Source organism: Nannocystis punicea, assembly GCF_026965555.1.
In the GTDB taxonomy this organism is placed as follows: domain Bacteria; phylum Myxococcota_A; class Polyangia; order Nannocystales; family Nannocystaceae; genus Nannocystis; species Nannocystis punicea.
In genome coordinates this window covers 1350982-1374970 of record NZ_CP114040.1, presented here as the reverse complement: position 1 = coordinate 1374970, position 23989 = coordinate 1350982, and the positions used below count along the sequence as shown (strand labels likewise).

The following is a 23989-nucleotide window of genomic DNA, read 5'->3' as shown; positions in this document are numbered from 1 at the left end:
TTTAAACTCGCAGAGCCGCGCCGGACCCCGCCGTTCTCATTCGCCGCTCAAGTCGCTTTCGTACCTGTCCGAACGACCATGTTTCGCTCTCCCGGAGCGACTCGGGAGGCCGCCCCATGACCGGCGGCAGCTCACGCGCTCGGCTCGGCCGCGAGCGGCAGACCGAGGGCGAGGGTCATGCCGCCGCCGCCCGGTGACGGCTCGTACCACAGTCGGCCGCCGTGGGCCTCGACGATGCTGCGGGCCACGAACAGCTCGCTCGTGGTGCGGCGGCGGGCCAGCGACGGACCGCCCAGATCGGCGATCACGTCGCTGACGCGGAGCACCACCTCGCTGCCGACCACCTCCCCGCGCAGCGTGACGACTCGGTCCCCGCCGGCGGCTCGCAGCGCCGATTGCAGCGCGCTGCCGAGCGCCCGGACCAGGCGCTCGTGATCGCCGAGCACCGTCACCCCCGCGAGCTGCAGGGATTGCTCGATCCGCGCCTTGCGGGCAGCGGCCTGCGGCGCGCAGCGAGCCACCGCGTCGACCACCAGCTCGGTCGCCGCGATCGCTCCCCGCTCGAGCAGCTCCGGGCTCCCGCGCAGGTCTGCCACCTCGTGCAGCCCGCGCGTGAGGTCTTGCAGCCGCTGCGACGCGCTCTGCAGCATGTCGCTCACCATCTCCTGCTCGGGCGAGCCGCCGCCGAGGCCGGCGAGGTAGTCGCGGCACAGGCAGATGTTCATCAGCGGGTTGCTGATGTCGTGAGCGACCATCTCCAGCAATTGCGCCTCGCGCTCGCGCAGCAGCGCCGCCATCGCGGCCGCGTACTGGCGGTCGAGCAGCTCGTGCAGCGCCTCGCCGACCTCGCCCTCGCGGTCGGCCGGCTCGAGGTGTCCGGCCACGGCTCGACGCAGCGCCGCGAACTCGCCGGCGAGCATCTCCGGGCTCGCGTCCTCGCGCGCGCGGCCGGCCCCGTGCCCGCTCGCCGCGTCGGCGGCCGCCAGCTCGTCCGTCCCCTCGAGCAGCTCGGCGAGCTCTTCCACCAGCATCTCCGCGCCGTCGAACAGCTCGACGAACGCCGGCAGGCGCTCGCGCAGGCGCTGGGCCACGTGCTTGCGCGACGAGGAGGAAGAGCGCCGTTCCGGCATCGTTGGCCGCGCAATATGGCACAGACGCGAGCGGCGCGTGAAGCTCCGCGCGGCGTTCGCCCGCTCCCTGCGCCTCAATTCCTCCGTGAAGCCTGCTTCAGACGGGTGATTTTCGCGCCTCGTCGCCGCCTCACGCCGCGCCTGCGTGCGCTCGTCGATCGTCGACCTGCGCGACCACCCACAATCCGTGGGTCGCTCCGGCATCTCCCACACGTCGCTGCAGAGCGCCACAAGCTCCCCCGCCGCGGTCGTCGTCGTCGTCCACTTCCACGAACTCGCCCTGCCGCGGCCACTCTCGCCTGTCCCTGAGGACATCTACGGACGTCGCCCGGCCGAGGTCGTCCGCATCCCACCATCGCCTCACCCGCCGAGCGCCGCGCCGCGCGCATCTCGCCTGTCCCGAAGGACATGCCATCGTGGTCGACCGAGGTCGTCCGCATCACGACTCGGCCTCACCCGCCGAGCGTGGGGCGGCACTCGCAGCACCTCCTCGTCCCGACCGGCGAGCCGCGCCGCCGGAACACGATCGGCGAACTCGTGGTCGGACGAGCCCGGCACCGTCGCGCCTGCGGCCAGCGACGGCTCTGCCAGCGCCTTCGACGTACGCCGATCCGCCGATGCCAGGGCGCGCGTCCATTCGCACCGCCGCGCCTGCGTCGGATCGAGCTGGACCGCGACGCCGAGGCATCCGTCACGAGTCCCCGGCGGCCAGCGGCCCGAGCCGCTTCGGCGGCCCCGGGGCAACGGGCCAGCGGCGATGGTGCGAAGAACCTCGGCTCGCCTCGCCGGCGCGGCGAGGACGCGGCCGGACCCTGGACCTGGCGCACACAGCCGGTCCGAGCCACCAGCATCACGCCGGCCGATCGGGGAATCGCTCGGCGCTGCCCGCGGGGAACGTAGAGCGTCCCGTAATCCCTCTCTATACGGGCACACTTCCTGGACCACGGGCGTCGCGGACCCGCGCGAACGCATCGGCGCTCCGCCATCTTCACCAGCCTCAGCCAGGCTCGCTGCCGCATAATCCCAGCGACATCGACGATTCATGACACACGCGCGCCCGAACTGCGCTTCGTGCCCGCGCTCGGCGCCGACTTCGCAGCGACGACTTGCGGCGATGTACGACACGCGCGGAGCGGCAGTCGCTGACGTTGCGAGCGCTCCGTTTAGCGACGACACTGGCGATCCGCATGCACGATCCAAGTAGCAAGGATCCGCTCGAGCAGCTGGAGGCCTCGCGCGCGCGCCTGGCCGCGATCGTCGACAGCTCGCACGACGCGATCGTCAGCAAGACGCTCGAGGGCATGATCACCTCGTGGAACACCGCGGCCGAGCGGATCTTCGGCTACACGGCGGCCGAAGCGATCGGTCGGTCGATCAACCTGATCATCCCCGAGGACCGGATCGACGAGGAGAAGATGGTGCTCTCCAAGATCCGCGCCGGCCAGCTCGTCGACCACTTCGAGACCGTGCGGCGGCGCAAGGACGGCCAGCTCGTCGCCATCTCTCTGACGATCTCGCCGATCAAGGACCGGACCGGGCGGATCATCGGCGCCTCGAAGATCGCCCGCGACATCACCGAGAACACCCGCGCCGAGCGCGAACGGGCCCAGCTGTTCCTCGACCTCCAGCGGGCCAACAAGGCCAAGGACGAGTTCCTCGCCATGCTCGGCCACGAGCTGCGCAACCCGCTGAACGTCATCACCGTCGCGCTCGACGTCCTCGAGCAGGACCCGGCCGCGTCGCCGAGCGCGCGCGGCATCATCACCCGCCAGGCCGCGCACCTGAAGCACCTGGTCGACGACCTGCTCGAGGTCGGCCGCGTCGTCGCCGGCAAGATCCGCCTCGACCTGCAGACCATCGACCTCGGCGAGCTGACCCGCGAGCACGTCGCCTCGCTGCGGGCCGGCGGCAAGTTCGTCCAGCACACCGTCACCTGCGACGCTCGCCCCGCGCTCGTCCAGGCCGACCCGCAGCGCATCCGGCAGATCCTCGACAACCTGCTCGGCAACGCCCTCAAGTTCACCCCGCCCGACGGCATCATCTCGATCCGCGTCGACGCGTCCGACGACGTGGTCGGGCTCGAGATCGCCGACAGCGGCATCGGCATGAGCCCCGATCTGCTGCGCAGCGCCTTCGACCTGTTCGTCCAGGGGCACCGCGGCTCCGAGCGGGCCGAGGGCGGCCTCGGCCTCGGCCTCACGCTCGTGCGTCAGCTGGTCGAGCTCCACCGCGGCTCGGTCGAGGCCTTCAGCCAGGGCGCGCATCAGGGCAGCCGCCTCCTCGTCCGCCTGCCGCGCTTCGTCGCCGGCCCGGTCGTACGCCCCGCCCTGCGGCTGGCGCCCCGCAAGATGCCGCCGCAGCGGATCGTCGTGGTCGAGGACAACAAGGACGGGCGCGAGATGCTGCGCAAGTTGCTGCAGCTGTCGGGGCACGAGGTCGAGGAGGCCGCCGACGGTCCGTCGGGGGTCGAGCGGATCCTGGAGTTCGCGCCCCGCATCGCGCTGATCGACATCGGCCTGCCGGGCTTCGACGGTCACGAGGTGGCGCGCCGCGTGCGAGCGCGGCAGTCGAGCGAGCGCCCGCCGATCCTCGTCGCGCTGACCGGCTACGGCCTCGAGACCGACCGCGAAGCGACCAAGGCCGCCGGGTTCGACCATCACCTCACCAAGCCGGTCGGCCTCAAGGATCTGGCCAAGGTGTTCCACGCCCACGACCTCGGCGGCGACTGATTCGCCCGGTCGTCACGTAGCGCTGCCGGTCTCGAGCGGCGCCCACCACCACCAGTGCGCGCGCGGGACGTCGGCGTCGCGCTCCTCCTCGCGCAGGTAGCCCTCGCGGGTCGCCACCTCGCGCAAGTACTCGTCGAGCCCCGCGAGGTCCTCCTCCAACCGCGTGCCGTCGAGCTCCGCGCCCGCCAGCTCGACGAAGAACGCCAGCGCCGAACGACCGCGACACAGCCCCTCCCACCCCTCGGCCTCGAGCCGCGCCGACGACTGCCGCGCCGCGAATATCTGCAGCTCGAACGGACCTTCGTCCGCGAAGTGCCGTCGCACCGGCGCGAGCCGAGCGAACACCTCGCCCCGCAGCGCCGGCTCGCGCGACCACGCGAGGCCCAGCCTGTAGACGTCGCGCATCATGGCCGCGATGAACCCCCGCCGGCGCTCGTCGCGGATCGGCGCGCGCGCGACGGCCTCGAGGTCGGTCAGGATTCGCTCGATGCAACCAGTGAGCTCCGCCGTCGCGCTCATGTCCAGGCTCCGCCCTCAGGTTGCCACACCGCGCGCCGCCAGCCCAGACAGGCTCGTCAGCGCCGGCAGGTCGTTCAGCACGATCTCCCGCGCCGCGACCACGTCGGACAGATCCAGCATGGACAGGGTCGCCAGGCCGAGCACGTGGAGCCGGTCGAGCGGGGTCGACCAGGTGAAGCCGGGCAACGCCGGCAGGTCGTGGAGGTGGATCTCGAGCGGGGAGATCGCCGCGAACACCGAGAGCGCCGACGCCCGGCGAGCGCCGGCATGTCGCCGATCGACAGCACCACCCATCGACCATGTAACGACAATGACGGTGCTCCGTACGACATGTCTCATGGGACATCCACGCCGCCGCGGCCTCACTCGCCCCAGCGGCGGCGGTAATCACCGACCAGCAGGGCCGTCGCCCTGCGGCTCCGCGTGCGGCCGCGCCGACACCGGCGCCGCACGCGGCGGGGTGGGTGACGTCGGGTCGTGCAGAGTGAGCCCGTGGCTGGTGCCGACGATCAGCGAGCCGTCGGCGAGGAACGCCAGCGCTCGTGGCCCGGCGGCGAAGCTCCGCAGCGCGGGCGAGCGCGGAGCGGCGGCGAATCGGACAATCGGCGCGGTAGATCGTGGGTTTACGGCATGGGGTGAGGCCGGAGGTCACCAGCGCGCCCGGTCGCCCACGTTCGCGATCGTCACTTCGGCGCGATCGATCGGACCGCGAGGGACACTTGCCCCGCGTGAGCCGGCCGCCGACTCGAAGCCTACCTTCTCGTGACGGAACGGACCGCCGCCGGAGACATCGGTCCGAGGCTCGTCGGACGTCTGCGACGGGCGGATCGCCCTCGACTTGCTAGGCTGCGCTCCTATCCCATGCTCGTCGAGATCGTCACCAGGAACGACTCGCGCATACCTCGGAGGAAATGATGCATAAGCTCGCCCTACCTATGACCATGCTTTGCGCCGCGCTCGTCGCGGGTTGCTCCGGGCCGGGAATCGGAGCCACCGAGACGCCGACGACGGCGGAAGACCCCTCGACCTCGACCGCGACCTCGCCCTCGACCGACACCGACACCGATGGTTCGACCACGGTCACGCCGACCTCCAGCGGGTCGACCTCCAGCGGCAGCGACACCGTCGACCCCCAGACGAGCGTGACCGACGGCGAGGAGTCGATGTGCGACCCCTGGATGCAGGACTGCCCCGACGGCTACAAGTGCATGGCCTTCGCGCCCGAGGGCGAGCCCGCGTTCACCGGCACCATGTGCACGCCCGTCGCGCAGAACCCCGGCAAGGTCGGCGACCCGTGCAAGGTCGAGGGCGGCTGGTGGACCGGCATCGACGACTGCGACTACGGCCTCGCCTGCTGGAACATCAACCACGCCGACAACACCGGCCAGTGCGTCGCCCTGTGCACCGGCAACCCCGACGCCTACGATTGCCCCGGCTCGGACGACATCTGTGTGTTCTGGGTCGCCGGCCTGGCGCACGTGTGCCTGCAGGGCTGCGACCCGCTGCTGCAGGACTGCCCCGAGGGCCAGGGCTGCTTGCCCGACTGGGCCAGCAACGGCCAGCGGTTCGTGTGCCTGGCCGAATATTCGTTCGAGGAGGGCCAGGAGTTCGACCCGTGCGAGTTCAGCAACGTGTGCGACCCGGGCCTGCTGTGCTGGGGCGCGGAGTCGGCGATCGAGTGCGGCGAGGACGTCCCCTATTGCTGCATCTCGTTCTGCGACACCTCCGATCCGCAGTGCAACGGCGAGGGGGCCGAGTGCGTGTCGTTCTACTCCGACGTGGGCGGCGACGCGCCGCCGGAGTTCGCCGACGTCGGGATCTGCGTGATCCCCGGCTGAACTGCGGATAATCAAAAAAAACATGTCCTGTTGGGCATGTCTGACAGGACATGTTCGAAGGGACCGGCGCGCACCGACGAGGCCGCGCGCCTCGGCCGGAGGCCGCGACCTTCCCGCACGACACGCGCGAACCGCCCGCGACGCGGATGTCGCGGTGTCGCCTGGCGGCGACTGTCCCTCGGGACAGGTCCGTGACACTGTCTCCCGCCGACGACAGCGACAGGACGACCGACCCCATGCGGCACGCGTCGGCGCCCGCGAGCACCGTCGCTGTCGGGACGCGCCGACTCCGGCGCATGGAGACCGCGGGCCCGACGGGGCTGCCCGGCGATGCTTCGCCGGGGTACGCTGCGGGCATGCGCGCGGCCGTCGTGGTCTGTCTGCTCCTCGCCTGCACCCCTCAAGGCGGCTCGCCCGCGGCCCCGACCCCGCCTCCTGCGCCGGCGCCCGCGAGTGCAGAGCCCTCTTCCGCGCCGGCGCCCACGAGCCCTGCGCGTCGCTGCCTGCCGGTCGTCGCCGCCGACTGCGGCTGCGTGTATTCGTGCGGCCTCGGTACAGAGCAGGAGCCCGGCCGCTGGAGCGTCGCGCACGAGCACTGGGCGCCGCAGGCGATCACGGCCCGCGTCGATCGCTGGTGCGTCGACGGACGGTGCACCGAGGCCTTCTTCGGCGAGATCGTCTGCAGCGGGATCTGCCCGCCGAAGCCGGCGGAGCCGAACTGCCGCCTCGTCGACGATCATTGCGAGACCTCGTAGAGCGACTCCCCACAATCGAGTGTCGGGACGTCGCGCGTGCAGGAGCGCCCCGAAGCGCTGGCGATCGCAGACGAGGCCCGGGCATCGGGTCTGCACCGATTCACGGGAGTCGGGCCCCCGTGCAGGCTGGAGAACGGAGGACTCTGCCCATGAGCGTATCGGAGCCGATCGATCCCGCCGAGCTCGCCGCCCACGACCCGTTCGACTTCGAACGGATGGCCGATCCGTACCCGTTCTACGCCGCGGCTCGACGGGCGACCGCCGCGTTCTTCAACGCGCCGCTCAACAGCTGGTTCATCACCCGACCGGAGGACATTCAGGCGATCTGGCGCGACCCGACGCGCTTCTCCTCGAAGTACATCATGAGCGCGCACCGGGAGATGCCCGCCGAGGTCCTGGAGGTGTTCGCCGGGCGCGCGCCGTGGTTGCCGACGCTGCTGACGACCGACCCCCCCGACCACACGCGCATGCGCGGCCTCCTGGTCAAGGGGTTCGCCCCGCAGAGCATCGCCGCGCGCGAGCCGGCGATCCGGCGGCTCGCCGACGAGCTCATCGACGGCTTCATCGCCGACGGCCACGCCGACGTGGCGCAGCGGTTCGCGTTCCCGTTCACTGCGACGGTCATCGGCGACATGCTCGGCATGCCGCGCGCGGACATCGAGCGGCTCAAGCGCTGGTCGGGCGACTGGTTGCGGCTGATCTGGTGCGTCGAGCCGATCGAGCGCCTGGTCGAATCGGCGCACGGCCTGCTGGCGTTCCAGCGCTACTTCGCCGAGGTCATCGCCGAGCGACGGGCGCGCCCCGGCGACGACCTGCTGTCGGTGCTCATCCAGGCCCGGCTCGACGACGGCGATCGCCTGAGCGAGGAAGAGCTGGTCGCGGTGCCGATGCAGCTCATCGTCGGCGGCCACGAGACGACCATGTTCGCCATGAGCAACGCGCTGGCGCTGCTGCTGCAGCGCCCCGCCGACCTCGCGGCCGTGCGCGCCGATCCGACGCTCTTGCCGCAATTCATCGAGGAGGTGCTCCGCTACGAGACGCCGCTGCTGTTCAATCAGCGCCAGACCACCGCCGAGCTGACGATCGGCGACGTCACGATCCCGGCCGACAGCTCCCTGCAGCTGCTCGTCGCGGCCGCCAACCGCGACGAGTCCCTGTTCGCCGAGCCGGACCGGTTCGACCCGCGGCGCCCCCACCCCGATCGGCACCTGTCCTTCGGTCGCGGGATCCACTTCTGCCTCGGCGCGGCCCTGGCCCGGCTCGAGCTCCGCGTCGGCATCGAGCAATTGCTGGCGCGCTTGCCCGACCTGCGCCTGCGGACCGACGCCCCGCTGGAGCGCGCGCGCGTGATCCTGTTCTTCGGCTACGACCGCCTGCACCTGACCTGGGGTCCGACCCATGCGTGAGCGCGCGTGACCGCGAACGACGCCGAGCGACTGCGAGCCGCGACCACGCTGCCCTTGCGGAGCCCGATGCGGCCCGCGTTCACGCTCACCCGGCGCCCTGCCGCGGAGCGCGGGTCCGATGGCGGACGGATCGTCGGGGCGCTCGCCGGCTTCATGCTGGTCACGATGACGCGCCGCCATCCGCTCCCGCTCGCTCGACCCTGTGACGCCGACTGGTCCGCGATGCCCGGCGACGAGGTCCGCCGGTTCTGCAGCGCATGCGCGCGCGAGGTGATGGATCTGTCGCGCATGAGGGCCGAGGAGGCGCTCGCGGTGCTCGGGCCGCAGCTCGGCGAGCGCGTGTGCGTCCGCTACGAGGTCGATCGCCGCGGCGCCGTCCGCTTCGCCGATCCGCCCGCGCCGCCGCGACGGAGCCCGCTGCTGGCTGGCGCGACCCTGGCGACGGCGATCGCCGCGGGGTGTACGGGCCACGGCGAGGACGGGCGCGAGACGGTCCCGCCCGACGCGGCGAGCGAACTCGGGGAAGATGTCGACGAAGGCTGCCCGCTGCCCGCGCCTGTACCCGTCCTCGAACCCGCGACCGCGGTGGCCGAGGAGGAGCCGCTGCCGGCGGAGACGGACACCGATCCTCGCGCCGCGCACGGCGTCGTCGATGCGGTGCCGGTACCCGAGCGCGTCCCGCCGGCCGTCCCCGCCTCGTCGGGGAGCTTCAGGCTCGGCGGCGTCGCCATCAGCACAGCCACCCTGCGGTACGTCCGCCGCCAGGCTCGACGCGAGGCCCGCGCCCGCCGACGCGAGGCCGGGCGTCGAGGATGAATCATGTCTCCAAAGACATGCCTTATCGGGCATGTTCTAAACGACATGACTCAAAATTACTACTCGGCGCTCGCGCCGAGCCGCGCTCAGCGAGCCCTCGCCTGCACCCCTCGTGCCTGCAGCAACGGGCCGTGGTCGGGCTCTGCCGTCGTGACGTAGATCGACTCCGCCCGGCTCGCCCACTGCACCGCCTCGTCGACGAGCCCGCGCGCGAGCGCGAGTTCGCCGAGGGCCAGCATGGCGTCGGCGAGCTCCAGGTTGCGCGGCGACAGGACCGCCTCGAATTCCGCCAGCGCCGTCCGCAGCTCGCTCTCGGCCGCCTCTTGCTCACCGAGCTGCCCGCGGAGCCGGCCGAGCTCGAGCGAGAGCTTGCCCCGGCGCATGGCGTGAATCGGGTCGTCCGAACCGACGAGCACCGACCGCGCCTGGCTCAGAGGCTCCAGCGCCTCGCGCAGCCGGCCGAGCGACGCCAGCGCTCGCCCCTGTCCGAACAACACCTCCTGATACGTGGTGCCGCGGACATCACCGTGCTCGTCGAGCCGGGCGAGCGCCTCCTTGCGCGCGTTCTCCATCGCCGGGACATCCGCCGCCACCGCCGCCGCCCGCATCAACCAGGCCCACTCGCGGCTCCTGAAATTCTCGGGGCTCGTCCGTTGCGCGACGGCAAAGTGCTGCAACGCCGAACGACCGTCGTCCAGGGCCAGCGCGGCCTGACCGAGCCCGATCAGGGCGCTCATCCGCGCGACCTTGTTCTCGCTGCTGCCGATGCGCTCCTGCAGCTCCTGCATCCGCGCGAGCGCTTCGCGCGGCCGACCGAGATTCGTCAGACCGTAGGCGAGCATGCTCTCGTACATCGCGCGTTCGGGATGGTTCGGGCCGGACAACGCCTCCGAGAGCGCGATGACGCGGTGAAAGATCGGCGCTGCCTCCTCGTATCGACCGTTCTTCAGCAGATGGGCGCCGAGGTTGAACAAGGTGCCGACGCCGAGCGGCGTGTCGAGGCGACCATGCTCCTCGCGCAAGGCTACAGCCTCCTCCCACCTCGCCCGAGCCGGGGCCCACTCTCCGACGAGCGCATGAACGGCCCCGGCGTTGTTGAGGAACTGGCTGTAGATCTCCACATCCCGCTCGACCTTTCGGTTCAGCGCCGCGATGAGTCGCAGCTCCGCTCGCGCCTGTTCGGGTCGTCGGAGTTGATAGGCCAGGAGAAGCCCGCGCCGCGAGCTCGTCAGCGCGGCGACGGCCTCGTGACCCACTCCGATCGCCGTCCACAGCGCCTCGTCGAAGGATTGCAGCGCCGCCGTCGGCGCGCCCTCGAGCACCTGCAGGCTCCCCTTGCGCAGGTACGCCTCGGCGAGCAACGGCTCGTAGCGGATCGCCCTCGCGTCGGAGAGCACGCTCTCGACCAGTTGGAGCCCGAGACGGGTCTGCGCGGTGTGCTCGTGGACCTCGGCGAGAGCGAGGGTCTCGCGGTGCTTCTGAACCCGCGCGCGCAGCGGCTCATCGGGCGGAGGGAGCGCGGCCATCAGCGCCTCGGAGTCCGCGCAGGTCGCGAGCGGAGGCAGCCCGGCGACCGTCTGGACCAGGTTGTCGAGGAGCGTCGCGTCGGCGAGGGCGAGGGCGAAGGCGTCGACGGTCGCGTCGAGGGCGGCCCGCCGCTGATCGAGGCACGAGGTCTGCAGATCGAACAACTGCGGCGAATGTCGCCCCTCGGCGTGGGCCCGGCAGGCGTCGTTCCGCAGCTGCACCCAGGTGGCCGCATATCGCTCGAGCCGCGGCTCGATCGCGGCCAGGATCTCCGCCGCGCGCGCCGGCGCCACGGCCCGCACCGCCGTACGGACATCCGCCGCGCGCTCCTCGTCCCACACCCCCGCGAGCTCCGGGCGCGCGTCCGGGCACTGCTCCACCGCGACCTTCCCCGTGGTGGCGAGGACGCCGCTCACGCCGGCAATGACGGCAGTCGCGACCAGCGCGGCGACGCGCCGAATCAACACACCGGGGTCACGCTCGAGCTCCGCCAGCAGGTCCGCCATCGACGCGAAGCGAGCCGCGGGCTCGGCCATCATGCCGCGGCGGAGCGCCTTGAACACCCGCGACGGCACCGGACTGCCCGCCGGCGGCGGCGCGACGCGACCGTGCACCGCGTCCTCGCGCAGCGCCTGGAACGACTCGGTGGAGAACGGCCAGCCGCCGTACAGGCTCTGATAGAGCGACACGCAGAAGCTGAACTGATCGCTCTCGGCGGTCGTACGCCGGCCGAGGTGCTGCTCCGGCGACATGTAGCCCGGCGTGCCGAGGACCGCGCCCGTCCGGGTGAGCGGCCGCAGCAGCAGCCCGCTCTCGCAACCCGCAGGCACCTCGGCGGGCGCTTCCTCGCCTGGATCGCCGTCGCGCAGGCGCGCGAGGCCGAAGTCCAGGACCTTCACCTGTCCCTCGTCACTGATCATGACGTTCTGCGGCTTGAAGTCGCGGTGGACGAGCCCGGCCCTGTGCGCCGCCGCGAGGCCGCGACCCGCCTGCAGATACGCCGACAGGATCTCCCGCCACGAGCGCGGCTCGTGGACCCACACGTCCAGGCTGACGCCGCGGACGAACTCCATCGCCACGTAGACCAGGCCGTCGGCCTGCCCGACCTCGTGCACGGTGACGATGTTGGGATGCGACAGCCGGGCCATCGCCTGGGCTTCCCGCAGGAGCCGCTTCCGCGACGTCTCCTGCTCCCGGACGACCTCGCGGTGCAGGACCTTGACGGCGACCTTGCGATCGAGTCGGTCGTCGTAGCAGGCGTACACGACGCCCATCCCGCCCTGGCCCAGGAGCTTGAGCACAGTGAACCGCCCGAGCTGAACGGGCTGCGCTCTGCGGGGGAACAGCGCCCGCTTTACCAGCTGCTTGCCGAGCGGATCGCCGTCCCCGGGAGGCGGTGCCGGGATCGGCGTCGCCCGGTCTCCGTCCATGGCGGCCCGCTCGACGGCGGGCGTCGCTTCCGCCTGCCCGGGCGCGTCGGAGCGGGCAGTCGCGGCGATGGACGAAGGCCCGTCATCGCGCGCGAAGGCGCCTCCCTCACCGGCCAATGCTCTCACACGGAGCTCCGGCTCCGGATCGTCCGGCGAGCGATTGGCCGGACCCTGGTCTTTCCGTGGTATCAATCGCGTGGACTCCAGCCTATACGCGTCGCCCGGCCCGGTTTTGAGTCGGACCGAGCGCGCAATTTCCCGTCCCTGAGCGACTTCACGCCTGCTTCCTCACACGTGGCAGAGCGGGTGAAAGCCGTGCGCGACGCCGAGAGTCACCCGCACGCGAGCAGCGAGGGGGGGAAGAACTTGGCTCGGCGCGCAATTGGTTCTGGACCGCCGGGTACTACTCACATAGACAGCATAACAGCTATAGGCCCCGGATCCACCCTCACCGGACCGGGGGCCGAGGCTCCAGCTCCGAAACGAACCATCAATGCGACCTTCCATCAAAGCACTTGTTGGCCTGAACTTCTCCCTCGCCGCCGCCGCCGGCGCCTGCGACGAGGTCGCAGCGGACGACGTCGCCGGCTGGTCGGACGCGCCCGTCTCCTTTCGCGACGACGACTGTGTCCCCCCCGACTGCATCGGTAACTCTCCGTTCGTCGGGGACTACCCGTGGTCCAACATCCGGACCAAGGAGAACGCATCGGCGCCCACGCCCGTCGTGGGCGTCTCGACCTGGTCGCATTGGAGCACCGGGGCTCTCCAGCGCAACGACGACACCTGGATGTCCTTCAATTTCCTGGTCGTGACGCCGGAGGGCCGGCTGTACGCGTACAATTCCACGACCCTCGGCATGGAAGCCATCGACCAGGGCAAGCAGGCCTTCGTCAAGTTGACGATCGTCGATTTCTCCGTCGACCCCGTGACCGTGGAGGATATCGCGATCTGGATCCGGCACTCCGCGACGAGCTCCCCGACGCCGACCTTCGACGCGTGGAAGTATGCGATCGCGGCGAGGACCGCGCCGCCGACGAGCGATTACCCGTCCGCCGGCAGCCCGCCCGACCTTCCGGGCGGGCTCACCCCCAGCCCGTGGAGTGGCACCTACTACTCGATCTGCCCCGTCTCGGAGGAAGAGAGCGGCGAGGCGCTGTTCCTGGAATACGTCGAGCTCAACTTCGAGGGCCAGGCGGCCTGGCTCGAGAACGCCTACGGACTCGGGCCGGATGACTTCGAGATCCCTTCCACGTCGGTGATCGCCTGCCAGGGCCACGCCTTCTCCAAGCCGCAGGAGTTCCTGGCCGTCACCCCCAATTCGTACGTCGACGCCGGCGCCCCCGGTGAGCGGAGCTATGGCCTCGCCAATTACAACGCCCTGGCCAACGCGTACCGGGCCTTCTACGCCGGCGACGCGCGAACGGTGCTGGGCACGCCCGTCCACTTCAAGGACTTCGCCCACAATCCCCCCTGGTTCGACCAAACCACCAGCGCCTACCTCCCGTCCCCACCCATCATCGGCAGCTGGCAGTTCGTCCTCGAGTCCGTCTACAAGGACTTCGATACGAACGGCGACCCGCTCGGCGCCAATTGCTATTACACCGACGCCAACTCCCCGAACGGCGCTCACCGCCTCTACAATCCGCCCGGAGGCAACGCCAACCTCCCCGGGTGGAGCAGCATGACCAGCTGCGGCGCCACCCAGGGCGACTGGGACGACTTCGGCCTCGTCGGCGCCTTCGTCCTCAAGCACATCCTCCCGGGCGGCGGCAGCTCGTAACACCCCCTCGCCGCGCCTGCCCGCTCGAACAGCCCGACCTACCTCCAGGCGCGCCGCTCGGCGAGCCTGGTGAGGCAGTACTGCAGCGCGTCGCGCAGTTTGGCGTGTACCGTCACGCGCGTGAGGTCGACGCCGAGCGCCACGACGGTCTGGGCGATCACGGGGTGGATGCCGGTCAGGATGCCTTCGGCGCCGAGCAGGCGGATCGCCTGGATCATGCCGATCAAGTGGCTCGCGGTGCCGGTGTCGACGACCTCGACGCCGGTGAGGTCGAGGATGGCGAAGCGGGCGCGCGTGCGGGCGACCGCTTGCAGCAGGCTGTCCATGATCTCCGCCGTGCGGACGCTGTCGATCAGGCCGACGATCGGCAGCGTGATGACCCCGTCCCACACCTCGATGATCGGCGTCGAGAGCTCGCGGATCACCTCCTGCTGCGATTCGATGAGCTGCAGCTTGGCCTCCAGCTCGGCGGTGCGCGCCTGGACGGCCTCCTCGAGCCGGCGGTTCTGCTCGCGCAGCTCCTCCTCGCTCTGCTTGAGCTCGCCGACGTGCAGGTGGATCTGCAGGACCTCCTCGACCGTCCCCTCCGCGCTCAGGACCGGCGACATCGCCGACGCCACCCAGGCCGCCTGGCCGGCGCTGACGAGCTCGTTGACGCACGGGTCGTAGCGGACCGACGGCATCTGCGACGAGACTCCCTCGTGGAACACGCGCTCGACGAGCGGCATGATCCCGAACGCGCGGATCTGCGGGTCCTGGAGGACGTTGTATTCGGCCACCTGCGCGGCCGTCACCCGCCACAGCTGCTCATAGGCGCCGTTGACCTCGGCGGAGCTGCCGTCCGGGCGGTAGACCTGGATGCTCACGGCGCTCGAGTCGACCAGCGCCCGATAGCGTCGGGCCTCGCCCTCGACCTGGGCCAGTCGCTGGCGGAGTTGCAGGAGCTCCTCCTCCGCGCGCGCCAGGGACAGTGATAGCTCGCCTTGTTCCGACAAGAGACCTCGCGGGGCCGATAATCAACGTTCCTCGCGGTCCCAGGAATCTCCGCAAAGGCAGCTCTCGCCAATCGGCGCCACGACCGCACAGCGCTCGCCCCGCCGAATCGCGTGTGCGGGAATATCGCCAGGAGGTCCTAATATACGGAGTACGAGCGGATATCCCGTCGTCACGGGGACCTGGTCACCGCCTGCGCCCGGAGGGCCGCGTGGCGCCGACCCGGCCGCCTCCGATCCCGGCGCCGCGGATTCGCGCCGGTGGCTCGGTGCGACCAATGATCGGCGACCCGCGAATACGCGTTCGCCCACATCTCTCCGACGAGCGGTGGCTCGCACGCCGGCGGGCGAAGTCGGCGCGCGCGTCGCCGTCTCGAACCGGCTCAGCCGGGCGTGCAGGCCGCGAGCGGCTGGGCGTCGCCGATCTGGAGCGCCTCGACCGACGGGGCGAAGACGTCGACGAAGTCCTCGCGCGTGAGCGTCCCGCTGCCGTACAGCAGGGCGATGTCGGGCACGGTCTGCTCGATCGACAGCAGCTTCTCCGGCGAGGTGCCGATCTCGGCCGCGGCGAGCTCCTTGGTCAGATTGACGCGGAGGAACGCGAAGTCGGCGATGCGGATCGGCTCGATCAGCTGGCCGTTGCCGGCCTCGATCACGTGCGGCACCGCGGCCGCCTCGAGCGCTCCCATGAATCGGTTCGAGTCCTTCTGCTGGATCTCGATCACGTTCTCCTCCGGGTGCAGGTTCTGCACCCCGACGATGATCGACTGCGGCGTGTAATCCTCCATGTTGCTCTCGACGTGGGCGCGGATCTCGTCGGCCTTGACGATGATCCCCGAGGAATGGCAACCGATGCAGGAGATCCCGTTGACCACCGCGTACGCCACTTCCTGGTTGTCGGGGTCCTTCACCACGGCGGTCGGCGCCGCCTCGATCCGCTGTCCGAGGCCATCGACGATCATGTAGCCCTGGAACCCGTTCGGCAGCGAGAAGATCACCTCGCCGCCGTCGGCCTGGAAGTCGAGCGGGTGCGCGAAGATGTCGCGTGGGCCGTCGTTGTCGCCGAAGTCGAAGCTGTGCCAGAAGTACCCGGCCTTCTCGCCGGGCACTCTCTGGCGCTCGATCATCCGGTTCGAGTCCGACACCCCGGAGACGTAGAAGCCGGCGCGGTGGACGATGTCCTCGATCTCGTTGTTCTGCTCGGCGAGCGCGTTGCCGGCCAGGTCGACGATGCCGCTCTTGATCAGGGCGAGCTGGGCGAGGGTCTCCGGGATCTCGAGGATGTCGTGGTAAAGCGGCGGGCGCGTGACGATGTTGATGAACGGCCGCCCCGGCTGGACGAACAGGGCCACCTCCGTGCCCTTCTCGTTCTTCAAGGCGTCCTGGATCGCCGCGGCGACGGGGTAGGCCTCGTTGACCCCGTAATCGATCGAATAGGGGTTGGCACAGGCGATCCTGTCCCAGAGGTCTGCGTTCCAGCCGTAGTCGCGCAGGTCGACGCGGAAGATGGCGTCGTGGCTGCCCGCGACCGCGACCGGGAAGCCGAGCTCGGTCTGGTCCGACAGGCTGTTGAGCACCTTGGTCAGCGCGTGGTGATACGTCGTCAGTTGGCCCGGGCAGTAGCCGAAGTTGTAGAGCTCGATGAAGGAGACGTAGCGCTGGAACTTCCAGTCGTTGGGGTCGAGGGTGAGCAGGTCCGCCTGGATGGCGTTGAGCCACTCGCCCGTCGTCACGGGCGCCTCCGGGGCGCACTCTGGCGGCCTCTGTGGATCGCCGCTCTCCTGACCGATCGGGGTGCTACATTCGCCGATCCACGCCTCGAGGACGGCCTGCTCGTCCGCGGGCACCGGAGCATTCGGCGCGGGGGGCATCTCGCCCTTGACGATCCGCTGATAAAGATAGGAGTCGGCGGGAGCCTTGGGCGTGATCTTGCCGGTGGCGATCAGCGCCTCCAGATCGGTGACGTTGCTGAAGTCGCCCTTGCCCTGATCGCCGTGGCAGCCGCCGCAGTGCGCCTGCAAGATCTCCTGGGTCTGATTGCGCCGGGACTCGCAGGCGACGGCCTCCGGCGGTCCGCCCGTCGTCGGCGCGTCATTCGCGGGGGTGACAGGATCGCCCGTGGTGCCGCTCTCGGTGGCCGAGGTCATCGGCAAGTCGTCGGGAGGCGGGCAGCCGGCGGCGGCGAGGATCGCAACAGTGAATGATAGGAGGGTATACGGGCTCGGTGGTGGGATGAAACAGCGCATAGTTCGCTCCTGAAGGGATCGAGGTCCAACGAAGATCGACGGTTTCGATGCGAGCAATCCGCGGCGTCGCGGCCTACGGGCGACGCGACGCGACGTCGGCTCAGAAGCGGGCGACGAAGCCGAGGCTGCCCAGACCGGGCCGCACCGTGAACGTCATGCGTTCGCCGGTCCTGCGGCCCTCTCGCCGATCGCGGGCGCCGAAGACCAGCAGCGGCACGCCGGCCGCGAGACTTACGACGGTGAGGAGCGTCCCCGCGAGGATCATGCGCGAGCCCTGATCGTAATAAGAATCCCAGGCCGACGTGTCGTAGAGGTGCTCCATCCCTTCGATTGCGCCGAGGGTCTCGTGGTACCTGCCGAGCTGGGTGGCGCCGCCGGCGATCAGGCCGAGGCCCGCGACCCCGAGCGACAGCATCGCCCCGCCCACGAACATTCGCTGCGTGCCGCGCCTGGTCCGCTTGCGCTGCGCCTCGCGGCGCGCCCTGTCCGCGCGCCGCTCCGCCACGGCGGTCCGGATCGCCTCGCACTCGGAGCGCACCTGCGAGACCTGTCCCGCCGCGATCCGGACCACCGGTGGGGCCTCGGCGAGGAGCATCGCGTCCTCGATCAATTCGAGGACACCCGCGAGCTGTTCGTCGCTCGCCGCCGCTTCGAGCGACGTCTCGGCGGCCATCATGTAGACCATCGGATCGCGGGTCGCCTGCGCCTGCACCGTCAGCCAGCGAGCGCTCGCCTGCAGGCCGTGCTTGCCCGCGATCTCGGCCGCGCGCGCGGTGATGTCGACCCGCTCGCGGGCGGCTTCGGCGAGCGCCGCGGCCTCCTGCTGCTCGAGCTTCGGCGGCGGCTTCCTGTCCTGGTGCTGTTTTTTCGCCTTCGACGGCTTGGCGGGTGCGGCCGCTCCGGTCGCGTGCGTCGGGTCCGAGGGGGCGGATTGTGGCGATGCGGTCGCGGGCAGCGGCGCAGCGACGAGCGCGACCGCGGCGCCGAGCCCGAGACATTGGGCGAGGGGCAGGGCGAACATGACTTCACCTCGAATGGACGGAGTACAGGGCGGTGCTGAGCCCTGGACCGCGCCGGGCCGACGCGGCGCCCCCAGCATGGCGCGAGGTGGGTCCCGTGCGCACCCGCGACGCAGGGCGCCCTCGCTCGCGGTCCGCCCACGCACCAGCGGATCGCCCGCAGCGCGAGGCCGGCCGAGCACATGTGCGAGCAGACACAGGAATGAATGCTCGATCGCCCCGTGGGCCCGGCGCCGAAAGTGCGGTGTTCTCGCCTGTCGGAGTCGCGGCACTCGTCACGATGGGACGGCCGCTGCCGAAACGATGGATTATGGCGGACGTCGACCTCGGCGTCCGCTGTCCCGGAAATTTTCGCGGCGAATCGGGCCGCTCGCGCTGCGAGGACAATGGCCGCGCTGCGACGCAGTCCGCAGCCGGGGCAGGACGAGAATCGCGACGGCCCGGTCGACGTCGCGGTCGGTTTCGACGCGTCGGGAGCGCGCCGATCACCGACGTGCGGCGAACGGCGTGGTCCTCACATACGTCTCGCCTGCGCCCTGCTCATTGTGCCGTGCGACACGCCCGGTCACGGCGAACCCGAGCGGGCCGCACGCGAGCCTCCTGCGAGGAAGGCCCGTGCGTCGTGAAGGCGGCGTCAGATACAATCGGCGGCGCCCCCGCAATACACGTGGTGTTCGTCCGCATAAATTGGGAGCTCGCCGAGGGTGCAGAACTCCTCTCCGAGGCAGAGATCGAAGTCCAGGCCCATCCCCATCTCGCAGTGGGCCGGGAAATCGGCGCAGTACGGCGGCACGTCGACGAAGTCCGGCGGGTCCAGCCGGTAGTCGCACCACGGGCCCGGGTTGACGCAGAGTTGGTCCGGGCCGCAGCCGAGATCGGCGCACAGGTTGGCGGGAAACTCCGGGCCGGTGGTCTCCTCGCCGCCGGTGAAGGACGTGACTGTCTGCGGCGGGGGATCCTCGGGGTCGAAGGTGGTGTCGGTGCCCGCGGTCCCTTCGGTCTCGCCTGGGCTCGCGGTCTCGGTCGAGGGGTCGAAGGTGGTGACGCCTCCTCCGGTGCTCGCGCTGTTGCTGGTGCTCGACGCGCCGCCGGTCGAGGTCTCGGGGGTTTCGCCCGTGGTCGAGGGGTCGAAGTCGGTCAGCAGGCCCTCCTTGCCGGGGCAGGCGGGGAGGAGCAGCAGGCAAGGCACGAGGGCGAGGGGACGAAGTCGGAGTAGATCAAGCATGGTGCGCTGGTTTCCCGCGCTCCCCTCAATCCGTCACGACATTCGACGACTCCGGGCAGATCGTCTGCACCCGCGCAATATGCGTCGACCCGGGGTACGCGCGCAGGAACACCGCCGCCTCGGCCCGCGCCTGGCGCCCCTTGCCGAGCGCGCACAGGGCCTCCATGCGCAGCAGCAGGCGGTCCTGCAGCATCTGCCCGGCCGCGAAGGCGCGCTCGTGGCCGGCCAGGTCCTGCAGGGCGCCGGCCGCGTCGCCGCCGTCGAGGGCCGCCCGCGCGCGGCGGAGCAGCTCCAGCTCGGCGGCGAGGCTCGACTGTCCCGAGGAACCTGTCTCATTCGACATGTCCTTGTCGACCTGTGACTCGATCACGCCGCCGCGGACGCGCGGGCCGACGCGCGGGCCGCGGGGTCGGGCCGGGGCGTCGTTCGCCTCCGGGGCGACGGACGCGGCGGTGGCGGCCTCGAGCTCCGGCGAGGTCGGCTCGGCCGCTTCCACTTTCGGCCGGCTCGATCGCTCGAGCTCGCGTGTTTCGCCCGCGCCCGACGCCGCGTAGGCGGCCGCCTCGGCGTCGTCGCCTCGCCCCGACGCGAGCAGTCCCCGTCGGTCGCACACGAGCAGCAAGATCGCCGCGGCCAGCGAGACGATGACGACCGCGGCCGCCATCTGCCCGCGCGGGCGGCGTGCCGGCGGGGCCTGCTCGATCGGGCAGGTCTCGATCGAGCCCTCGAGGCGCCGCCACACCCGCGTCCGCGCCGGAGCGTCGAGGCCGGCCTCGACACGGTACTCGCGCAGCAACTCGTGAGCGCTCCGGTCAAGCTCCTCCATGGGGTCCTCCTCGCCCGCGTTGCAGGCGGTCGACGGTCGCCTTGAATTGTTGACGGGCCAGACGCAGCCGCGAATAGACGGTGTTGAGCTTGACGCCGAGCGCCTCGGCGACCTCCGGCGCGCTCATGCCTTCGATCTCGATCAGAGCGAAGACCATACGCCGGTCCTCGTCGAGCTCGTCGAGGAAGCGCTGCACGAGCGAGGCGGCGTGGTTCCGGGCCAGGCGCTCGTCCGGACCTGGCCGCGGCTCCGGGTCCGGCAGCAGGCGGAGCCGCCGCTCGGCGCGGGCCTGGCCGCGGAGGCGGTGCAGCACCACGTTGCGGGCGATCCCGTACAGCCACGCCCGCGGCGAGCCGCGGCTCGCGTCGTACTCGTCGATGCGCCGGTGCACCACGAGGAACACGTCGTGGACGACATCCTCGAGCTGCGCCGCCGGGGCTCCCAGCTGGCGGCTGATGCGGACCACGAAGTCGGCGTGCGCCTGGTACAGCGCCCCGAGCCGGGCCCGCGCGCCCTCGCGCGCCCCTTCAGGGCCGGCGGCGGACTCGGGAGGCGGCGGCATGTTCGGATTTCCCACCGAGGTCCCGATCCGTCACGGCCCACGCGGACGCGCGGGAGCGCCCCCGAGGCGGAACTCGACCCCGAGCAGGCCGCGGACGTCGACCGGGCCGAGGCGGTGCAGCGGCGGGAGGCCGCGGATCACGAACTCGTGGCGGAGCAGCGGCGCCGCCAGCTCGACCTGCAAGCCCACTGCGAGCCACGGGCGGGGCACCCACTGCACGCCCGGCGCGGCGGTGATCGCCGCCCACACCAGGCCGACGCGCCCGGGCACGGCCAGGCCGACGCTCCGGGCGAGGACCTGCCCGACCTCGGCGCCGGCGCACAGCGGGAACTCGAAGGTCCGCAGCGACGGAGCCGGACGGGAGACGCGCGGGACCGCGCAGCCGCGGACACCCACGGCCCAGAGAGAGAGGTCGGCGCCGATCGAGGGCTGGTCCGGGGCGCGCACCCGCGCGGGCAGGCGGCCGTGGGCCACGACCTCGGCGCGCCAGCGCGCGCCGAGCAGGGCGACGCCGAGGCCGAGCTCGTTGCTCACGGCCGGGAGGGCGACGCCGCTGATGCCCTCCGTCAGGCGGATCGCCGCGCGCAGGCGTGGTGGCCGGCGCGCGACCGGTGCGACGCCGGCCGGAGCCGCCTCGGGGCCCTCGACCGCCTGCGGACTGCCCGACGCGCCGGCGGCCTCGGACGGCCCGGGCGCCGCGGGAGCGCCCACGAGCGACCCGGGCGGCGCGGTGGCGCCCGCGGGCGACCCGGACGGCGCGGTGGCGCCCGCGGGCGACCCGGGCGGCGCGGTGGCGCCCACGGGCGACCTGGACGGCGCAGTCGACCCGCTGCGGCTCGGCGAGGGCTGGAGCGGTTCCGCGCTGCCGGGCTCGGGCACGAGCGCGGAGTCGCGCTCCGGGGCGGCCGCGGGCGGCGGTTCGCCGGGCCCCGCCGCCGGTTCATCCCCGCTGGCGGCGGCGATCGCCTGGGCGACGACGAAGGCGGCCGCGTCGAGCACGGTCTCGCAGCTGTCTGCCTCGAGGTGACGGGTGCCGGTGGTCGCCGAGGTGGCGGCGTCCAGGTCGAGCGACCAGCGCCCGGGCCCGTGCTCGCGGACCCGCACCCGCACGGACAGCGGCGGCCCGTCGCCGGCGCGCGGGCCCAGGTAGCGCTCGACCGATGCGCTGAAGCTGTCCGCGGGACAGCTCTCGGGCCCGTCCCAGCGCAGCGCGACGCGCTCGCCGGCGGCCCGCGCGGTCGCAGCGGACCCGGCGAGCACCAGCACCGCGACCGCACAGGACAGGGGGCGTGACACCGGCGGAGGATGGCGCACGGCTCTCGCAGCCGCAACGCCCGCGAGCGCCCTTCACTCGGCGGCTTTCGAGCGCCTGCACCCCGAGAGAAGTCGGGTCCTGCGCGACGAATTCCACGGCTCGCGAATCTACGCGCGCGAGCATCCCGGCGCGTGCGTCACGCCTGCGGCGCGGCGAAGCGACCGACGATCGCGGGCCGGTCGCTCACCGCGATGACGACGATCTCCTCGTCGGTGGCGATGGCGAGGCGATCGGCGGCGGGGCTGAAGGCCGCGGCGAGGATCATCGCGTCGACGCGGAACCACAAGCGCTCGCCGTCGCTGACCACGCCGGTGCCGTGGAGGAAGCGGAATCGCTGCTGCGGGGTGAGGCCGAGCGCCGTCGCGGCCTCACCGGCGTCGGCCTCGTCGCGGACGTCCGGAGCATCCGGCGAGAGGCGCACCACCGGGTCCTCCTCGTCGACGCGTGATTCCATGACCGGGTCGAGCAGCGGCAGGCCGGTGTCGAGATCGAGGACCGCGGTGGCGTCCTGTTCGCCGACCCACGCGAAGCGCCCGTCTCGCGTGGTGGCCAGCGTCCCCGGCCGATCGCCGCCCCAGCGCAAGGGGCCCGAGAGCGCGTCACCGTCGACGCTGACGGGCACCAGCTCTTCCGGCTGATCGTGCTCGAGCGAACGCAGCGGCAGATCGGCGGGATAGGTGTCGAGGTACTCGCCCGTCTGCAGCTCGAGCACAGCGACGCTCGCGCGGCCCGACTTCGCGTCCCAGTACTCGTCCTGGCCGAACCAGTCCCATTCGTGACGGATCCACTGCGGCATGCGCAGGCGCGAGCCGTGCACGCTGGTGGCGATCCGCCCGCACGTGGGGAAGCGCGCGAGCACTTCGCCCGCGAGGTTGACGAGCCAGGAGGCCTGAGGTCGCTGGACGAACAGCCGCTCCTCGTCGACGAACAGCAGACCCACGACCTCCGAGCCGACCTCGTCGGGGAGGCGACCGGGCGGGCCCATGAGGCGCACCGGCGCCACCAGCGGTGCGGGCTCGGGCCACGGGCGCACGCTCGCAGGCGGCGACGCGGTCCACCGCACCAGCGCCTCGAAGCGCTCCTGCACCCTGCGCTGCGCGTGCATGTCGATGATGGGCGGCACTCCGATCTCGAGCAGCCGGAGCTGCTGGTTGGCGGCGAGCAGGAAGGTGCGCCAGGCCTCGTTGAGCGGACCGATCCACGGGTCGACCATCGCCGGGCCGAGATCGCCGGCGAACGGCCGCAGCCCCGGAGGCGGCACCGGGACGGCGCGGGTGATCGCCAGCTCGACCAGCGCCGGATCGGCGCCGACCCGCTCGAGCGCCGCCACGAGCGCGACGAGACCGGTCGTCTCGGGATCCTCGCAAGTGTCGGTGTCCGCGAGCGCGTGCCAGACGTCGCCATCGAGCCAGGCCTGACAGCGAGCGACCGCGAGGACCTGCTCGGGCGCGAGCCGCAGCGCCTGCGCGACCACGGGCGCGAGCGCCGGGTGCAGCACGCCGGCCACCTCGAGGTGGCCGTGTCGACGCTGGCGCGCGTCGGCGGCGGTGCAGAGGACGCCGCAACGCTCGCACGTCACGCCCGCGTGCTCCGCCCCGCACACGCGACCGCACGCGCAGCAGAACTCGTTCACCGGGCCGAAGATCCGCTGGCAGAAGATGCCGCCGCGGGCCGGCCTGCGCCCGCTGCCGGACCAGCGGTGAAACAGCTCGTCGCTGGTCACGCGCCCGTGCGAGCGCTCGTCGTCGGGCGCCGCGGGATCGAGGAGGCGCCCGCGGACCCATTGCAGATCGGCGACGACGTCGGCCGGGGTGTAGAACCGATCGCGAAGAGACATGACAGCGAGGATTGTAGGCCATACCGACGCGCGGAGG

The 23989-nt window shown here is 71.6% G+C and carries 18 protein-coding genes; 6 read left to right on the top strand and 12 right to left on the bottom strand.

The window, feature by feature from the left end; all coding sequences use genetic code 11:
• Positions 1-131: 131 nt before the first annotated feature.
• The gene (locus tag O0S08_RS05310; RefSeq protein WP_269037901.1) at positions 132-1130 is read right to left on the bottom strand and encodes a sensor histidine kinase; all 999 of its coding nucleotides are present in this window, start codon (positions 1128-1130) and stop codon (positions 132-134) included.
• Positions 1131-2317: 1187 nt separating this feature from the next.
• On the opposite strand from O0S08_RS05310, the gene O0S08_RS05305 reads away from it, so the two are divergent.
• Positions 2318-3859, top strand: a complete 1542-nt coding sequence (locus tag O0S08_RS05305) for a hybrid sensor histidine kinase/response regulator (protein WP_269037900.1) — start codon at positions 2318-2320, stop codon at positions 3857-3859.
• Between the two features lie 12 nt (positions 3860-3871).
• Here the strand turns inward: O0S08_RS05305 and O0S08_RS05300 are convergent, their stop codons facing one another.
• Entirely contained in the window at positions 3872-4378 is a 507-nt protein-coding gene (locus tag O0S08_RS05300) for a hypothetical protein (protein WP_269037899.1), read from the bottom strand.
• A 15-nt stretch (positions 4379-4393) separates the two neighbouring features.
• The gene (locus tag O0S08_RS05295) at positions 4394-4615 is read right to left on the bottom strand and encodes a hypothetical protein (RefSeq protein ID WP_269037898.1); all 222 of its coding nucleotides are present in this window, start codon (positions 4613-4615) and stop codon (positions 4394-4396) included.
• A gap of 698 nt (positions 4616-5313) precedes the next feature.
• On the opposite strand from O0S08_RS05295, the gene O0S08_RS05290 reads away from it, so the two are divergent.
• The 4 genes from O0S08_RS05290 (at position 5314) to O0S08_RS05275 (ending at position 9193) form a co-directional block, all read left to right on the top strand.
• A complete protein-coding gene (locus tag O0S08_RS05290; protein ID WP_269037897.1) occupies positions 5314-6216 on the top strand; it encodes a hypothetical protein in 903 nt (300 codons plus the stop codon).
• Positions 6217-6572: 356 nt separating this feature from the next.
• Positions 6573-6971, top strand: a complete 399-nt coding sequence (locus tag O0S08_RS05285; RefSeq protein WP_269037896.1) for a hypothetical protein — start codon at positions 6573-6575, stop codon at positions 6969-6971.
• Positions 6972-7120: 149 nt separating this feature from the next.
• Entirely contained in the window at positions 7121-8377 is a 1257-nt protein-coding gene (locus O0S08_RS05280; RefSeq protein WP_269037895.1) for a cytochrome P450, read from the top strand.
• A 6-nt stretch (positions 8378-8383) separates the two neighbouring features.
• A complete protein-coding gene (locus O0S08_RS05275; protein WP_269037894.1) occupies positions 8384-9193 on the top strand; it encodes a hypothetical protein in 810 nt (269 codons plus the stop codon).
• Positions 9194-9279: 86 nt separating this feature from the next.
• On the opposite strand, the gene O0S08_RS05270 is transcribed toward O0S08_RS05275, so the two are convergent.
• Positions 9280-12150: a serine/threonine-protein kinase gene (locus O0S08_RS05270; protein ID WP_269037893.1), complete on the bottom strand. Its 2871-nt coding sequence runs from the start codon at positions 12148-12150 to the stop codon at positions 9280-9282.
• A 493-nt stretch (positions 12151-12643) separates the two neighbouring features.
• Between O0S08_RS05270 and O0S08_RS05265 the strand changes: the two genes are divergently transcribed.
• Positions 12644-13930 carry a hypothetical protein gene (locus O0S08_RS05265; RefSeq protein WP_269037892.1) on the top strand — a complete coding sequence of 429 codons (1287 nt, stop codon included), beginning with the start codon at positions 12644-12646 and terminating at the stop codon, positions 13928-13930.
• A 38-nt stretch (positions 13931-13968) separates the two neighbouring features.
• Here O0S08_RS05265 and O0S08_RS51025 read toward each other — a convergent pair whose 3' ends face one another.
• From O0S08_RS51025 to O0S08_RS05225, 8 genes are all read right to left on the bottom strand, one after another.
• A complete protein-coding gene (locus O0S08_RS51025) occupies positions 13969-14925 on the bottom strand; it encodes an STAS domain-containing protein (protein WP_276082587.1) in 957 nt (318 codons plus the stop codon).
• A 380-nt stretch (positions 14926-15305) separates the two neighbouring features.
• Entirely contained in the window at positions 15306-17069 is a 1764-nt protein-coding gene (locus tag O0S08_RS05255) for a hypothetical protein (protein ID WP_269037891.1), read from the bottom strand.
• Positions 17070-17268: 199 nt separating this feature from the next.
• The gene (locus tag O0S08_RS05250) at positions 17269-18189 is read right to left on the bottom strand and encodes a hypothetical protein (protein WP_269037890.1); all 921 of its coding nucleotides are present in this window, start codon (positions 18187-18189) and stop codon (positions 17269-17271) included.
• Between the two features lie 632 nt (positions 18190-18821).
• Positions 18822-19412: a hypothetical protein gene (locus O0S08_RS05245; protein WP_269037889.1), complete on the bottom strand. Its 591-nt coding sequence runs from the start codon at positions 19410-19412 to the stop codon at positions 18822-18824.
• A 25-nt stretch (positions 19413-19437) separates the two neighbouring features.
• On the bottom strand, positions 19438-20238 hold the full coding sequence (locus O0S08_RS05240) for a hypothetical protein (protein WP_269037888.1): 801 nt from the start codon (positions 20236-20238) through the stop codon (positions 19438-19440).
• Positions 20225-20800, bottom strand: a complete 576-nt coding sequence (locus tag O0S08_RS05235) for an RNA polymerase sigma factor (RefSeq protein WP_269037887.1) — start codon at positions 20798-20800, stop codon at positions 20225-20227. Before O0S08_RS05235 ends, O0S08_RS05240 begins: the two co-directional genes overlap by 14 nt.
• A gap of 30 nt (positions 20801-20830) precedes the next feature.
• Complete coding sequence (locus tag O0S08_RS05230) at positions 20831-22096, bottom strand: hypothetical protein (protein WP_269037886.1); 1266 nt, start codon at positions 22094-22096, stop codon at positions 20831-20833.
• A 155-nt stretch (positions 22097-22251) separates the two neighbouring features.
• Positions 22252-23952, bottom strand: coding sequence for a hypothetical protein (locus O0S08_RS05225; RefSeq protein WP_269037885.1), 1701 nt, complete (start codon positions 23950-23952; stop codon positions 22252-22254).
• Positions 23953-23989: the final 37 nt, after the last annotated feature.

Coding starts and splice junctions, on each gene's coding strand:
- O0S08_RS05280 (WP_269037895.1), top strand. CDS start 7,121: ATGAGCGTATCGGAGCCGATCGATCCCGCCGAGCTCGCCGCCCACGAC.
- O0S08_RS05250 (WP_269037890.1), bottom strand. CDS start 18,189: ATGTTCGCCCTGCCCCTCGCCCAATGTCTCGGGCTCGGCGCCGCGGTC.
- O0S08_RS05310 (WP_269037901.1), bottom strand. CDS start 1,130: ATGCCGGAACGGCGCTCTTCCTCCTCGTCGCGCAAGCACGTGGCCCAG.
- O0S08_RS05255 (WP_269037891.1), bottom strand. CDS start 17,069: ATGACCTCGGCCACCGAGAGCGGCACCACGGGCGATCCTGTCACCCCC.
- O0S08_RS05290 (WP_269037897.1), top strand. CDS start 5,314: ATGACCATGCTTTGCGCCGCGCTCGTCGCGGGTTGCTCCGGGCCGGGA.
- O0S08_RS05270 (WP_269037893.1), bottom strand. CDS start 12,150: ATGGACGGAGACCGGGCGACGCCGATCCCGGCACCGCCTCCCGGGGAC.
- O0S08_RS05235 (WP_269037887.1), bottom strand. CDS start 20,800: ATGCCGCCGCCTCCCGAGTCCGCCGCCGGCCCTGAAGGGGCGCGCGAG.
- O0S08_RS05265 (WP_269037892.1), top strand. CDS start 12,644: ATGCGACCTTCCATCAAAGCACTTGTTGGCCTGAACTTCTCCCTCGCC.
- O0S08_RS05285 (WP_269037896.1), top strand. CDS start 6,573: ATGCGCGCGGCCGTCGTGGTCTGTCTGCTCCTCGCCTGCACCCCTCAA.
- O0S08_RS05300 (WP_269037899.1), bottom strand. CDS start 4,378: ATGAGCGCGACGGCGGAGCTCACTGGTTGCATCGAGCGAATCCTGACC.
- O0S08_RS05305 (WP_269037900.1), top strand. CDS start 2,318: ATGCACGATCCAAGTAGCAAGGATCCGCTCGAGCAGCTGGAGGCCTCG.
- O0S08_RS05245 (WP_269037889.1), bottom strand. CDS start 19,412: ATGCTTGATCTACTCCGACTTCGTCCCCTCGCCCTCGTGCCTTGCCTG.
- O0S08_RS05240 (WP_269037888.1), bottom strand. CDS start 20,238: ATGGAGGAGCTTGACCGGAGCGCTCACGAGTTGCTGCGCGAGTACCGT.
- O0S08_RS05225 (WP_269037885.1), bottom strand. CDS start 23,952: ATGTCTCTTCGCGATCGGTTCTACACCCCGGCCGACGTCGTCGCCGAT.